This is a genomic window from Vibrio sp. 1978 (genome assembly GCF_033344345.1).
On the sequence record NZ_JAWPOP010000045.1, the window covers coordinates 1 to 14,092 of the forward strand.

Genomic DNA, 14,092 nt, shown 5'->3' on the forward strand with positions numbered 1-14,092 from the left:
CGCCTTACTGGATCTATGCGGTTACAGTTTTGCACCGCGATACGCGCAGTTCAGTAGTGTCATCAATGATCTGTTTGCCGTAACTGAAAATGAACACGGCGGCACCAACCTTGCCCTGAAAAAGCCCATCAGGACGAATGTCATCGAAACGGGATGGCAGGATATTAGGCGCATTGTTCTGTCACTTCAGACAAAGCGAACGACACAGGCAATGCTGGTAAGAAAGTTGTCTGGTTATCCTTCGGGGCACCCGACATTACAGGCGCTGACGGAGTATAATCGACTGGTCAAAGCGCAATATTTACTGGATTACATAGACAATGCCAGTTTGCGGCAGTACGTTCAGCGTGCCCTTAACCGGGGAGAAGCGTGGCACTTCCTGAGACGGGCTATTGCGTCGGTGAATGGCGATCAGTTCCGAGGCAAAAACGAGAGTGAAATCGCTATCTGGAATGAATGTGCAAGATTGCTTGCCAACGCGATCATCTACTTCAACTCCGCGATACTGAGTCATCTGCTGGGACACTTTGAAGCGAGAGGAGATGAAGAGAAAGCGGGTATCACTCGTGCTGTTTCGCCCGTTGCGTGGCAAAATATCAACTTAAGCGGAACGTATAACTTCACTAATACTGGGAAATTGCCCAATATTGGCGAAATAACAAGGCCGATAGTGGATGATTAGGCTCCAAGCTGAAAGTAAACCACCTCCGCAGCCATTTATTGGTGTGGTCTACAGAGGATTATGTCTTTTTAGAGGGGAAAATCCCTAGAACCCCACTCTATTAGCAAACCAGCATCTGTTTTTTTGGGGTAACCACTCTCCAGCGTCCTTTCCACACTTACCGTTGTCACCACAACGGTTTACAGTAGGTGAAGCTAATGTAAGATTCAGGAGATCACTGGCAAATTGAATGCGCATTTCACTGGATTGTGAGCACATTCCGCTATCATGTGCTTCACTTGTTGACACTATATGCTCAATGTCTGTGTATCGGTCAGATTCAAAGTAACTGCCAGTGTAAGGGCCATATATCAATCCCCCCATACTACTTACTATGTGATCTTCTACTCGTTGAGAATAGTTGTATTGTTGAGATTTATCGTATGGAGAACATCTATTCTCAGGTTTGACTATTAAACCCCGCCATATCTCTGTTGAATAAGCATCAAAAGAAACCAATAAGATGCTTGTAAGAACAGCTTTAGAAATTGTTTTCATAAACTTCCATTGATTATTATGGTACAGCAATATACTTGAATGCACTAAGCCCAAGCCTTTTGGCATTCGCTCTTGCTGCGGCCTTATTCTTGAATGGATAGATCCCATAACTAGCCAATGTATCTAGTGCCACATCTACCGAATCAATTAACCAAATATCACGAACACACGGAGGACTTCCAGATACTTTAACGTGAAATAAATCTCCATTTTCATCTAATGAAGAAATAGTTTTGGAATCCACATAATTTAGATCAATGTGAACTATCTCACCGTCACTTTTGTAAAACCTGGGATAATTATGAACTGTAACTAGAAGATATCTCATACTATATATTTGCCTTTTGTAGTTAATTTGTCATCGTTTAATGATTTACAGGCGGTATTGCCTCATAGCTAATGTGGTATATTTTTGCATTCTATTAATAGGTGTTCGCATGCACATAACTGTATCTAGTTCTGATAAAAATTTGGACTCTGAACATCACACTTTTGAACAACCTTCCTTGCTGCTTAAAAATCGTATTAAAAGCCCAGAAGCCCAATCCAAATTAAAAATTCTCCGTCTTTCTGATTCAGTACTCAATTGCCACTGTGTATCACCACCAGCCACAATGTATCTACGTAAAAGGGGGGATTACATATTCATGGTGAATCATTATGAGCATGGCCAACATCTGCAAAATTGTCCCTTGTACTCAGACATAAAAGGTTGCAGAGAAGCGGTAAATAGAGATATTTCGCCCTGAGGAATCCCCTAATGATTTTGATAAAAATCATAAATTTAAGGTAGATGCACATCTTGTCATGTGATCAAATGGTTCTGAGAAAAATCAATAACCAGACAACAAGATGTGCGAACTCGATATTTTACACGACTCTCTTTACCAATTCTGCCCTGAATTGCACTTAAAACGACTCAACAGTTTAACGCTGGCTTGCCACGCATTACTTGAATGTAAAACGCTCACTCTTACCGAACTTGGTCGTAACCTGCCAACGAAAGCCAGAACAAAACATAACATCAAACGAATCGACAGATTGTTAGGTAATCGTCACTTGCACAAAGAGCGACTCGCTGTATACCGTTGGCATGCCAGCTTTATCTGTTCAGGTAATTCGATGCCCATTGTTCTTGTTGACTGGTCTGATATTCGTGAGCAAAAACGGCTTATGGTATTGCGGGCTTCGGTGGCACTACATGGTCGTTCTATTACTCTTTATGAGAAAGCCTTTCCGCTTTCAGAGCAATGTTCAAAGAAGGCTCATGACCAATTTCTAGCCGACCTTGCAAGCATTCTACCGAGTAACACTACACCGCTCATTGTCAGTGATGCTGGCTTTAAAGTGCCATGGTATAAATCCGTTGAAAAGCTAGGTTGGTACTGGTTAAGTCGAGTCAGAGGGAAAGTGCAATATGCAGATTTAGGTGCGGAAAACTGGCAACCTATCAGCAACTTACATAGCATATCCTCAAGTCGCTCAAAGACTTTAGGCTATAAGAGGTTGACTAAGAGCAACCCAATTTCATGTCAAATTGCACTGTATAAATCACGTCCTAAAGGCCGAAAAAATCAGCGTTCGACACGGACTAATTGTCATCATCCGTCACCTAAAATCTACTCCGCTTCGACAAAAGAACCATGGGTTTTAGCGACTAACTTGCCCGTTGAAATCCGAACACCAAAGCAACTTGTTAGGCTCTACTCGAAGCGTATGCAAATTGAAGAAACCTTCCGAGACTTGAAAAGCCCAGCCTACGGTTTAGGCCTCCGTCATAGCCGAACTAGCAGCTCAGAGCGCTTTGATATCATGCTGCTAATCGCCCTAATGCTTCAACTGACATTTTGGCTTGCTGGAGTTCATGGTCAGAAACAAGGTTGGGATAAGCACTTCCAAGCTAACACTGTCAAAAATCGAAATGTACTCTCAACAGTGCGCTTAGGGATGGAAGTTTTGCGGCATTCTGGCTACACAATAACGAGGGAAGACTTGCTCGCGGCTGCAACCCTGCTTGCTCAAAATCTATTCAAACATGGTTGTGCTTTGGGGAAATTATGAGGGGATCCCTCAGTATTTCGCCTGAGTCCGAAGAATCAGATTTTAATACCTTTATTTATCACAGAGCGCTCCCTTCTACTGGAACTGATTCAACTAATCCAAAGTCAACTTCAACACGAACGCCCAGTGTACGGCATGGAGAGAGTAAGTTAGAAAGGCTGTATTATCATTTATTAACCGACACACTATCAAATTGGCATTTCTCCGGAAAATCTATGTCGGCTGAACAGCACTTATTCAAACTTAAGAGGTCTGCCAATAAAATCCTCTTTGGAAGTAGTACTCTTGATAAATACATATTTATCGGACCAACAGGTTTGAGATACGCTTTTTCAAAACTCTATCGTAAAACCGGGGCTGGGTGGAAAGGCCCTGGACGCCCACAAGCATTTTGCATGTTCATCACCAATACTATTGAGTTAAAAGAACATTCTTTAGTAATTGATGACACGTGTCTGTCGTTTACCCGTTTGGTGAGCCCTTTAGCCAAATCGGCACTTAAAGAAGTGGAAGGACCTTATTTCGTCTTAGCAACCTTATGCCAAATGCACTCAGAAAGAATTAAGCTACACACCGTTTACATCCAACCAATCGTTTCATTGACAAATCAGGTACCTATTACTTCATCATTTGAACGCAAGGTTTTTACCGCACTAATATCTAAAATCGATAATGGCTCAAAACGTTACAGTATTCAGAAAATACTAACCACTCAGATGCAAAGAAACACTTCGGACTACTCCACGCCGAGCTTTATCTTGCAACTGAAGAATAATCATGGAAAAGTGATTTACCGGAGTATGGTTCAAATTGACGATTCGATTTATAACTTAGATAGATTTAGTCGCTCACCCATTTCTCTATGGCGTGTTAACCACTCAATGACAATATCCCCTGATGAGCCAATAGATATTGCCACAGAAAAGATTCTTTAAACTATACGAGTTTTGACGTTACTCGAGCTCATCCGGTCAGACAGAGATCGACGTTTAGGGAAAACAACTATCAAGAACAAAATCGGCACCGTTAAGCAAATTAGAGTACCGAACAAACGATACACATAAGTAGAAACCTCAACGTTCTCACCTTCTTTTCCTTGCACCTGAAGTTTGAATATTTTTTCCCCTAACGTCCTCTTCAAAAGTATGTATTGGCCCATCATCGTAAAGAAAAAGAACACATAGAAATAACCTATGCTTTGGATAGTCAACGCATTTAGTTCAAAGACGTAAAACTCTAAAATACCGAATAATAAGCTAATCAAACAATAGTCGGTTACAAATGCCAAAAATCTCTTTATCACGTACCAACTCCGTTTAATAAAATATGTTCTTTAACCCTATTGATACAATCAATGTAAACATCTTTGTCAGTCATATCATCGACTTCACCCTTCTTCTTGATGAGTGCTTTCATATCTGGGAACGACAAAACCTGTCCTAATGCAATATTCAATTCATCATAAGGTACTGAGTCACCTAATGCCTCTTTTACTTTTCTTCTGACATGAACATCTTCGGCATCACTTGCTAATGACCATACTAAGCCAGGAGGTAACACCGATACGATAGGTTGAATAATTGGCGCTTGTATTTTCTTCAGCTTACCTATGTACAAGATTCCGCGCCCCATGCCATTTAAAATTCCAGCTTTACCGACATACGATTCTATAGATTCAAACTCATCATCTGTTAGCTTAAACTGTTCCTTAATCACCCGTTCTGTACCTACACCTGGGATGTTGCAAATGAAGGTATTAGTAGCCAAGTCGCGAATAGATGGAGGGAAAGCTTCGTACATCTGTGTCAATAAAGTGATGATCTCACGATACTTACGCGCTGTTTTTACTTCTTTATCAAAGTTTTCATCTAACTCAGGACATTGAGCCTGTTCGTATTCGTCTTGGAAGTAATACTTGGGTAAAGGCTTTTTCGCTCGAGCAATTCGAAGTGCACGCTTATAAAACACAGGATCTGCATCATTTTTTACATCATCTTCATGTACCCAGAAATGCCTTTGAGCTAGACCTTTTGCAAGAATAAACCATGCATTTTTCATCGCTGCTGGGGCGGAATCTACAACTGGTTTAGCGTTTACAAACAGCATTGAAAGGTCAGAGTAATCTACCATCGGATATGAGCCTAAAATTGCGCTATATCGATCTGTCATCAGCTGCACTGAAGCACCAATTAGGTCCAGTAGTTTTTCTCCTCCAACTTTGAAAGAACCCATAGCGCTTTGCTGTTCAGCCGACTTTACCTCTTTGGGTAAGTCAGAGATCAGCGGCCAAATATACCTATGAGCTATTTTTGACAATCTTAGGAAATATTGTCGTTGAGCGTTAGATATACCTTCTTCATTCGATGCTTTGTATAGGGCATTACGGGCGTTTAGGTAGCTGTACGACGACTCGCTCTTTAAATGTTTTTGTACAAGATGGTGAGCAAGCTCTTTCTGTATTTTATCGACGCCGGGTTGCGAAGGGTCAATTTTCCTAGGCTGTGAAATAGCCTTTGCTACCATACTGTCAATTATTGCTGAAACACAGTTATCAAGTTGTACGTGGATTGGCTGTTTCGAGCCACCATTGACTATCTTAGTAACAAAAGCAGTCGCAGTGTTGTTCTCCGGCTTAGCCAATTTATTGTAACCATATTGTGGCTCAAGCATGTTGTAAGCGCTTGTCTTTTCATTGGCAAGACTGATTGCCCCTACTTTAGCTCTATCCTCTTTCTTCAGGTTTGCCCTAACAGTTTCGGCAGTGAATAATATTGACTCACCATAGTCGACCCCCGCAATAAGAGGCAACGATGTCGTTCCAGCTAAGAAATGCATTGCCCTGGTTAATACACCAGCTTGAACTGACTTACCAGAACCCATAGATCCACTAACTAAATTCAAGTGATGTGACTGTGTTGAATCAAAGTCAATAGGCCATGGCTTGCCATCAGGTGTGATATAGAGCAATACGCCGGAGTCCCACGGCGAGGCAGGACGTATGATTGGAGCGGACGAGAAGGCTGTTTCAATACTGTCATTACTCGCTCTCCCAACAGGCCTTGAGCTATAGCCAGGTAAAGAGGATAAAAGGCCCTCTATAGGAAATGAGCACATACGTTGCCTTTCCCCTCCCCAACCTCTAAGTGCACTTTGTACGGCTTTGAAACGTGTATTAGTTTCCGTTTCGTTATCACCCCAAACAGTCACCGACATATAACACTCTACTGCACACCCTCCTTCTTGAATGAACTTTGTTGTCTTATTACAGGCTTTCAGAATTTCACTTGATATTGGGTTAGTTTTAGCAACGAATGTGGTGAGACTCGATTTAGTCATTTTAGAGGTTTGTATACTTTGGGAGCCAGAAACCAGAGTGTACGATATACGCATAGGAACATCTCTGTTAACTCGGTTTATAAAACTCCTCATTAACATAGGCTCATCCCCGACTAAGTAACGCTCAAGCGTGGTATAGCAGTGACCATTGAAAAACTTAAAGTCAGGTCTTTTAGCATCCTCAAAAGGCTGTTCTACTATCTGCGAATGTATGGAGCTATGCCCAATCTCATCAGTATCAACCTTGTAGGTATGATTGCTCATTATTTTAGGAGATGATTCTTGTCGTGTGGATGGTTTCCAACGGTCCTGGTTTTCAAAGTCTCGGTATAGAAGATCTCTGATTTCCTTTAATGCACGATGAGACTCTAGTTTTTCGAATAGAACGTACTCAGAAAAAATATTAGTCATTTCTGTAACAAAAGAACGATGCTGGTCGTAAATCTGCATCGTTTCTACCCAGTGATTCTGGGTCTTAGAGCTACTGCTTAAACTGTGACCATATTCATCTGCCAATTTTTTTCTATTTTCATTACCCTCTTTGATGTTTGGTCTATCAAGAGTTTGGGGTGTCGTAGTCAATACAATATAGGTCATCTCTGGCTTAATTAGCTGAGAAATGAGGCTCTTTTCAGTCTTGTTTAACTTCTCATTTTGGTAGCCCATCGTTTTTGATACAGAGTCCACTGTATTAAGACACTTGTTCACAAAGCTCTCAGAACGACTTGAATCAATATCGATAACAAAATCTATTCTGTTTCCACTGTCTGTAAAATTTTGTCGAGCTCTACTTGCCATAAAGTCAAGTATGGCAAGCTCCTGCTTATTTGAGTAGAACCTGTAAGCCCCGTTCAACTTTAGTAGGGTAACCATTGAACCATCGTGAGTTAGCAGTGAGTGAGGGTCAATGCTTGATGTTGTTTCTAATTGACAAATCTCATAGGGTTTATAGGCGATTAGATTCGCTAAAAATGAAAGAGCTCCCATTAGATAGTTAACCTCTTTACTTTCTTCGCAATAACTGGTTGAGTATCCACTCTTCTTGTAGATAGGGCTGTGATTAATTCACTCATTTGAGCTTTCTTATCCGCATCATCTAGCTGTTCAATTTGATCTAGTTTAATGACATCCTGTACCCCAAACGAGTTATGAAACTGTGAGTTAAGCTTTCCGAACACATTCAAATCTTGAAGCTTTTTGTATGTCTCGGGCATTTGACCATCTGAGAAAATTTCTAGCGGTTCAATTTCCATTTTCTACACTCCGATATCTGGCATTGCGCCAAATTTTTCTGCAATAATATTGGCTTTTTTTACATCTTGGCTACTTAACCAAACCCTTGCCGCACCGACACCAAACCCACCGCCGACGAAACCTGCTTTCATAAACGCTTCCGCAAGTTTGGAGCAAATAATCCTGTCATATGCTCTGAGGTACACTCCCAGGCCAGTAGCTTGTTTTTGACTTCCTAAGTGGACTTTATCGGCTAAGGCACACCAAATATTTTCACTGACCACACCTTTAGAGTAACTATATCTATTTTTTGATAGGTCTATTTCAGGCCTTACATCCAACTTACCAGCATTAGTTTTCAGGCCTCCCAAAATTTCAACCTCACAGTAACGTAAAATATCAATAACCTCTGGAAGAGCAGCCCATATTCTCGTTGTAGATTTCACACCTTCGATTCCAAAGGTAAAACTTTGAGCTCGCTTTGGGTCGATAGACTTTACTTTGATATTTAGAATTGCAGCAGTATTTTTATGGAGGTTCTTTAAACCTATTATGACTTTTTCTGTATCAGGGAGTAGTACTTTGTTTTTATATCCAGCAACAATTGGCCCATCGCTACTAAACGTAAATTCTTCCCAATTGTTATCCAAAGGAAAGTTTTGATTCATTAAGTATTCGAAATGCGCAACCCTTGGTAAGGTATAATGATAGATCTTTCCGTTTGCAGACTTTACAGTACCTTGGAATGACTGATACGCATCATTTAATGCCGCTTTAGCTGAAGCGTCTGCGAGTTCACTTATATTTAGTAGTTCAGAAGGTAGGAACCCTTGTGATTCCAGGTATTGTGGGATTTCACCACCAAGGCGATATCGAAGGTAGTCCGGATTAAGTTCGAATTTACCCTGTAGATCTGCAGCAATTGACTGAACTAGCTTTGCTAAATGTTGAATACCTTCAATATCTTTTTTAACATTCAACTCCCTCATTATCTGTTGTAAAGACAACCTTAAATATTGCGACGAACGTAGGTTAGGTACTTTGTAGAGGGCTTCTTTTTGAAATATAGAGTGTTGAATGTTAGTTACCCAAATTGTAGACATCTCCAAATCAGAATAGGAACTAAACTCCTTCACCTTGCCATCGACACAAGAGAATCCACTCCTAGGTTTTTTTTCATCGTTGAATATCGCTACGCCATATGTGTTCATTAATATCCTATCCTTCTAAACTAGAGATATGGTTGTTCACTATTTCTGGCCAATTGTTTGGGTCATAGAAATCTGAAAAGAAGTCTTGGTTCCTACTCCACTCCTCTATCTCTCGAGAAAAGGGATCTGGAGTAAACAGCAACCTTAAATGAGGGTACTTTAACTGACGTTCGGAATACTCTTTGTCATCCATAGCACGAAAGTCTTCAGCTAGTGCCCTAATGTTGGTTATTTTGTACACTTGACTTACTTGCTGCGCCGTAGCAGAAAGGAGCTCGATCCAGAGCCCTGTATCGCGTGCAATACGCAGAAGCGTAGTACCGCATTTTTCTGGACCTTGGATTTTTGCTAAGTAATTTGCAACCCAAGATATTCGAACGTAAGCATTGAGCTCCTCCTGGGTCAAAGAGGGACAAAAAACTAAAGTGGCAAGTTTATTATCTGCAACAAAACCCAGATGTTCACACATATGACATAGAGGGCATTTACACTCAAAGTTAATGATTTCGTTATGTTTGTGATTCCCATCCTTGTGATGAACATGTTGATACTTTTCTGAACGAAAATGGCAATCAGTACATCGATAGTCAACATCTGATAAAAACTCCACCCTTTTTAGTTGAAAGTCTTTATCATCAGATGGTTCTGGTGGTTCTGATAAACGCCATTGATGGCTTCTACTAACACCTATGAACATTACTCACCTATATATGTCATTTGTGGATATTTTACAATACCCCAATTATCATAATAATTGGGATGATTAACAAGGAATAATTTGGAGAGGCGTTAAGTAAGCGCTTATACCAAGATCGAACTGAGTACTTTTCCGATTGATATCTTTATAACGTGGGCAGGTGAACAGTAGAGGATGGCGAGCGATTATGAGTAAAGATGTGGCTTCTTTCTTTTTCTGTTGCTTATAAATACTGATGTTTCGGGTTATCGATTTATGCTACGCCATAGCTGTTTAATAGTGGCATTTGTATGATGCTTGCGGTTAGTAAACCATTTCCGATACAAAACGCCATCGGTCGCACCGATATTACCTTGATTACCTGCTAACCAAGCTCTGTGCAACTCACTTCTAGCAACCAGCCGCCTAAAACTTCTTGGCAAGAAAAGCTGCTCATACCCAACAAAATAGGCTCGCTCGCATATCAGTTTATATACACTTGTCATACAGTTTTCCTTATCCAGTTAATGTTTCTTTTTAGGTTTCAGCAGCGTCTTAACTAGCTTATCTATCTTACGCTTCTGCTTGTACATGGGCGGTTGTATAGGGCAACATCTAAGAGATCACTTAGCTCTCCAACAGCATCACCAGTTTTAGTCGGGTTTACTGACCTTTAAGCACCACCCCCAGTTCTTCTAGTGGCCATACGAGTGTCTAGTTCTTATGTTGAACATGGCTCCCTCTTTGTTATCAAGTTGTTCTGATGGCATTAATCCATTTGAATCGCCTATTTTGACAGTTGTCATAAGCATGTAGGTGTAATTCAATACCTTTTACACAATCTAGTTGTTTACAATCTCATTTTTTGCCGTTTTTTCCGTAGATAAAACCATACACTGCAGTAATAAAAGCGAAAATGAAGAACCACATTAAATTTTCATTCTCGATTAGAGTTTCTAGAGAAAAATCTAGGACAAATCGGACTAAGAAATAGGCACTAGCAAGGGCTGAAACGTTAGTAATAAAGTCCGCGAACTTCCGGTGGTTAGGTTTTGGTTCTGGCATGTTTTTTCCAATGTTGATTACAGCCCATGTCTAGGGCTGTATTTGTACTGTTTCTCTGCTCGCTTTCTTAAGCAAACAGCCTCAAAAAAGTCACTTGTGCTACTAAGGTACTTTTGCTTATTACCCACTCCGATGTAGGCGACAAAGTAGCCATTGATCTGTTTCACTCCAGTCACACCAGTTTTGTTGCGGCGACTTCTAGCTAAATTTCTCTGAGCAACGCAGTTGTCCCCCTACGTAAATTGCTCCATTTATCATTTAGAGAATCACCATCTTTATGATCGATGATGAAATCAGGAAAATGACCAGTCATTATTGACCAAGCGATTTGACCAGATGTGTACTCTTTACCGTCAATGACAATTCTGCGCCACACGTTGCCTTTCTTCCGCTTGACGCATCCCGCAACTAGATTAGCTCGGCGGCCTCTGCCCAACTTTTTCCACTGGATGATGCCACTATCAGGGTCATAGGTGAGTTGGTTTCTAATCTAAGTTACTAATTCCAATACTATCTTCCAACGTTAAATTCGCTCTAAAACTGGCAACTGAAATGAGCCAGTTGCGCTTTGTAACCAAGCACGATGTATCTGAGTGCGAGCAAGTAGCTTCCTAACCAATTTGGGGACTTCTTTTTTGGCTTTATCGGCTTGGTTATATGACCAGATCTGCAATGGCTCGTAACTATCTCTATCCAGCAGGAACTACTCTTTATATCCAACTTTATTGGGATTTCTATTACCAAATCTCTTTCTAGCCAACCACATCCCTAAGAACTGGAGTACGACAATCAAGATCATCACTGAAAAAGCCATTTCACGATTAATAACGCCAACGAAAAGTAACACTAGACTTAATACAAAACCGATGACAATTGCTTGTAAATGGTGCTTATGTAAAGAGGTTCCTTTAGGTTGCCAATATCTAGCTAATATATTGTCTAACATAAGGTGTTACCTACATCTTGATGAGAGCGTTAAAGAATAGTTCTCCATCAGTGAAAGCATCTTGCAACGTCAAACCGTATGCTCTGTGCATCCATGCGGATTTCAGGACTGATAGCCTACACTTAACTTGAAATTCTGCTTCTTCTTTATCTAAATTTGGATACCCAGCAACCCCCAATAATAGGTCATGTATGCGCTGATTAGATTGGCTCAACTTGATTATAATTGAAGGAGTAGTGATATAGTTTAGTTTCTCTTTAGATACCTCAGTTAGCTCCAACTCTGTAGCAATCACATCAAACCATAAGGTAACTTGTTGTACGCAGATGGAGCTATCGGCATTTGTATATTCACTCAGGCTATCACTAATTTCTTTAGCTAATACTATTTTCATTTCTTGTTAGTCCTTGGTCGTTGTCTTAACTTTTTCTTTAAGGTCTGCGTTCTTATTTTTGAAGCATTTTTACGGTTCTAAAAGGTAAATCTAAGGTTTTTATGAGCTAATATGTTCCCTATCCTAATTAACCTACTTTTTTAGCTAAAGACTTTGCCAGTCCCTCGTTAACAAATGATTTCCAATTTTCTTTAGTTAGTTCTGCCTCGACAACTTCTTCTTCGACTAGCGAAATGATGATTTCTCGATTAATTAGGTTTGTAGCCATGTCTAAATCATGTAAACGAAGGAACGATGTTACACCCCACAGCTTATCTGAATGAAGTTCCAAGCTATCAGGTAGACCCATAAGAGCAGCGAAAGCAAAATCACCTTGTCTTAATCCCCTGCAATGCAAAACCATCATATCTTCAAATCCAAGATAGATTGCTTCTAATGGTTTATCCTCATCATCGTTTGGCTTTAGATGAACTAACCATTTATCCTGATGGACATCAACTAAGTGATTCATCCCTTCATAGTTTTGTAAACCTCGAAGGTTATTGGACATGAGCACACCGTAAACCAACTTTAGTTTTAAATGATCATCATTTAATGGTGTGTCAGGGTTTAGCACACCCTCCTCTCCACGATCTAGAATAGGTAACTCAGCAGCATCTACCAAAACAGCTAAATCTTTTTCGGTATGGGGCATCTGCCATACTGCATATTGCATTTCATTCTTTGACAAAGTTTGCACTCCAAGTTGTTATTACTACTTCTATCAAAGGCACTCAAATCAACCTGTTAAATGCCTTTTGCACAAGTTCGATTTTTCCAATACTCTCAAGTTACTTAGTGAGTGGGATAGAATTTGAATCCATAAAAGAATCAACCTGTTTAACCAAGTCTACTGCTGTCGGCTCTGTCTCTAACGTTGACCGAAGTTTGTTGATTGTTGAAACGCACTCCTGATTAACTTTGAGAGTAATTTCACCTAGGTTGTTAATGTTGGAGTCACAAGCCAATTCCAACTTTGCATCAAGTAAACTTAGCGCAATAGAATGACCTAATTCGATTACCATTTCTTCTTGAGTCGTTGCTTGAGCTTGCAAGGAAAGAGCAGCTAAGATCGTAGCTACTAACTGTATTTTCATATTTTCGATTTTCCCATTACTTCAGCGACAAAAAATCGCCTGTGTATTCATAGTTGACAAGCGCATGTAAATCTCGCCTATGAGAAGGCGTTGCTTCTTCTTTAGCTTGCTCATAAAACCACTTTCCCGCACCATAAAGATCATTGTTGATGTCTAGCCACGATACATCATATTAATTACCATCTTTTTTGTTGATGGAATCAAGACGCTCGTTCCAAGTTCAACCATCTACATGCTTCACCAAAGAACGCATGTTTTCCTTAGATTTTTCAGTTAATTCAAAAGCGAATGGGTTAGAGGTGTTTGATAGTTTATCTAATTCAAGGTCATCTCTAGTTTCAGTCTTACTCCTGTTTTAGTCTCCTATTTTTAAAAGTTCAGCGTTCACATACTGCCATGTTGTTGAGTTAAACCAGTTAATCGGATCTATTTCCCTGTCTGGAACCAACCAATGAAAACCATCTTTTAATGCTTCTTTGTCTAGGCAATACTTATTATTATCTAAGAACCTATCCCAAAAGGAATTGTCAGATAATACATAATGATAATTTATGAGGGCAACGTATGGCAGGTAATAAGTGGCAAATCAGTGATGAACTCTGGGAGAAAATGGCTCCTCTCATCCCGGAACATAGAACTCAACACCCGCTGGGTACGCACCGCAAGCGGGTTGATAATCGCGCTGCAATGAACGCCATTTTCTTCGTACTCAGGACGGGTTGCCAGTGGAATGCGCTAAATGCCACCGGTATATGCTCGTCAAGCTCTGCTCATCGCCGATTTCAGGAGTGGCGGGATGCTGGCGTATTTGAACG

15 protein-coding genes are annotated in these 14,092 nt (G+C 40.4%); 4 read left to right on the top strand and 11 right to left on the bottom strand.

The features are described from left to right. Positions 1 to 682, top strand: a 682-nt coding sequence (locus tag R8N49_RS23640; protein WP_206947111.1) for a Tn3 family transposase, incomplete at its 5' end; no start/stop codon positions are given. Between the two features lie 84 nt (positions 683 to 766). On the opposite strand, the gene R8N49_RS31055 is transcribed toward R8N49_RS23640, so the two are convergent. Continuing rightward, positions 767 to 1,327, bottom strand: a complete 561-nt coding sequence (locus tag R8N49_RS31055) for a DUF1524 domain-containing protein (protein WP_369292832.1) — start codon at positions 1,325 to 1,327, stop codon at positions 767 to 769. A 744-nt stretch (positions 1,328 to 2,071) separates the two neighbouring features. Here R8N49_RS31055 and R8N49_RS23645 point away from each other — a divergent pair. Both R8N49_RS23645 and R8N49_RS23650 read left to right on the top strand, forming a co-directional pair. Continuing rightward, positions 2,072 to 3,280 (top strand): IS4 family transposase, encoded by a 1,209-nt coding sequence (locus R8N49_RS23645; RefSeq protein WP_032073033.1) that lies wholly within the window; start codon positions 2,072 to 2,074, stop codon positions 3,278 to 3,280. Between the two features lie 215 nt (positions 3,281 to 3,495). Beyond that, positions 3,496 to 4,215, top strand: coding sequence for a hypothetical protein (locus R8N49_RS23650; RefSeq protein ID WP_203347283.1), 720 nt, complete (start codon positions 3,496 to 3,498; stop codon positions 4,213 to 4,215). Here the strand turns inward: R8N49_RS23650 and R8N49_RS31060 are convergent. From R8N49_RS31060 to R8N49_RS23695, 10 genes are all read right to left on the bottom strand, one after another. Then, positions 4,212 to 4,583, bottom strand: coding sequence for an RDD family protein (locus R8N49_RS31060; RefSeq protein WP_025767057.1), 372 nt, complete (start codon positions 4,581 to 4,583; stop codon positions 4,212 to 4,214). The genes R8N49_RS23650 and R8N49_RS31060 overlap by 4 nt on opposite strands. Next, the gene (locus tag R8N49_RS23655) at positions 4,580 to 7,603 is read right to left on the bottom strand and encodes a hypothetical protein (RefSeq protein ID WP_203347281.1); all 3,024 of its coding nucleotides are present in this window, start codon (positions 7,601 to 7,603) and stop codon (positions 4,580 to 4,582) included. The genes R8N49_RS31060 and R8N49_RS23655 overlap by 4 nt, the downstream gene beginning before the upstream one ends. Beyond that, on the bottom strand, positions 7,603 to 7,869 hold the full coding sequence (locus R8N49_RS23660; RefSeq protein WP_025634882.1) for a hypothetical protein: 267 nt from the start codon (positions 7,867 to 7,869) through the stop codon (positions 7,603 to 7,605). Before R8N49_RS23660 ends, R8N49_RS23655 begins: the two co-directional genes overlap by 1 nt. Positions 7,870 to 7,872: 3 nt before the next feature. Beyond that, positions 7,873 to 9,060 carry a hypothetical protein gene (locus R8N49_RS23665; protein ID WP_025634881.1) on the bottom strand — a complete coding sequence of 396 codons (1,188 nt, stop codon included), beginning with the start codon at positions 9,058 to 9,060 and terminating at the stop codon, positions 7,873 to 7,875. A gap of 7 nt (positions 9,061 to 9,067) precedes the next feature. Next, entirely contained in the window at positions 9,068 to 9,757 is a 690-nt protein-coding gene (locus tag R8N49_RS23670) for an HNH endonuclease (RefSeq protein ID WP_025634880.1), read from the bottom strand. Positions 9,758 to 11,003: 1,246 nt separating this feature from the next. After that, complete coding sequence (locus R8N49_RS23675) at positions 11,004 to 11,177, bottom strand: HNH endonuclease (RefSeq protein WP_140050538.1); 174 nt, start codon at positions 11,175 to 11,177, stop codon at positions 11,004 to 11,006. A gap of 327 nt (positions 11,178 to 11,504) precedes the next feature. Continuing rightward, positions 11,505 to 11,747, bottom strand: coding sequence for a hypothetical protein (locus R8N49_RS23680; RefSeq protein WP_025767062.1), 243 nt, complete (start codon positions 11,745 to 11,747; stop codon positions 11,505 to 11,507). 10 nt (positions 11,748 to 11,757) lie between these two features. Continuing rightward, on the bottom strand, positions 11,758 to 12,141 hold the full coding sequence (locus tag R8N49_RS23685) for a hypothetical protein (protein WP_025767063.1): 384 nt from the start codon (positions 12,139 to 12,141) through the stop codon (positions 11,758 to 11,760). A 127-nt stretch (positions 12,142 to 12,268) separates the two neighbouring features. Further along, a complete protein-coding gene (locus R8N49_RS23690; RefSeq protein ID WP_140050539.1) occupies positions 12,269 to 12,871 on the bottom strand; it encodes a hypothetical protein in 603 nt (200 codons plus the stop codon). A 100-nt stretch (positions 12,872 to 12,971) separates the two neighbouring features. Next, positions 12,972 to 13,277, bottom strand: a complete 306-nt coding sequence (locus R8N49_RS23695) for a hypothetical protein (RefSeq protein WP_169567642.1) — start codon at positions 13,275 to 13,277, stop codon at positions 12,972 to 12,974. 564 nt (positions 13,278 to 13,841) lie between these two features. On the opposite strand from R8N49_RS23695, the gene R8N49_RS23700 reads away from it, so the two are divergent. After that, on the top strand, positions 13,842 to 14,092 hold a 251-nt coding region (locus tag R8N49_RS23700), incomplete at its 3' end, for a transposase (protein WP_206937396.1).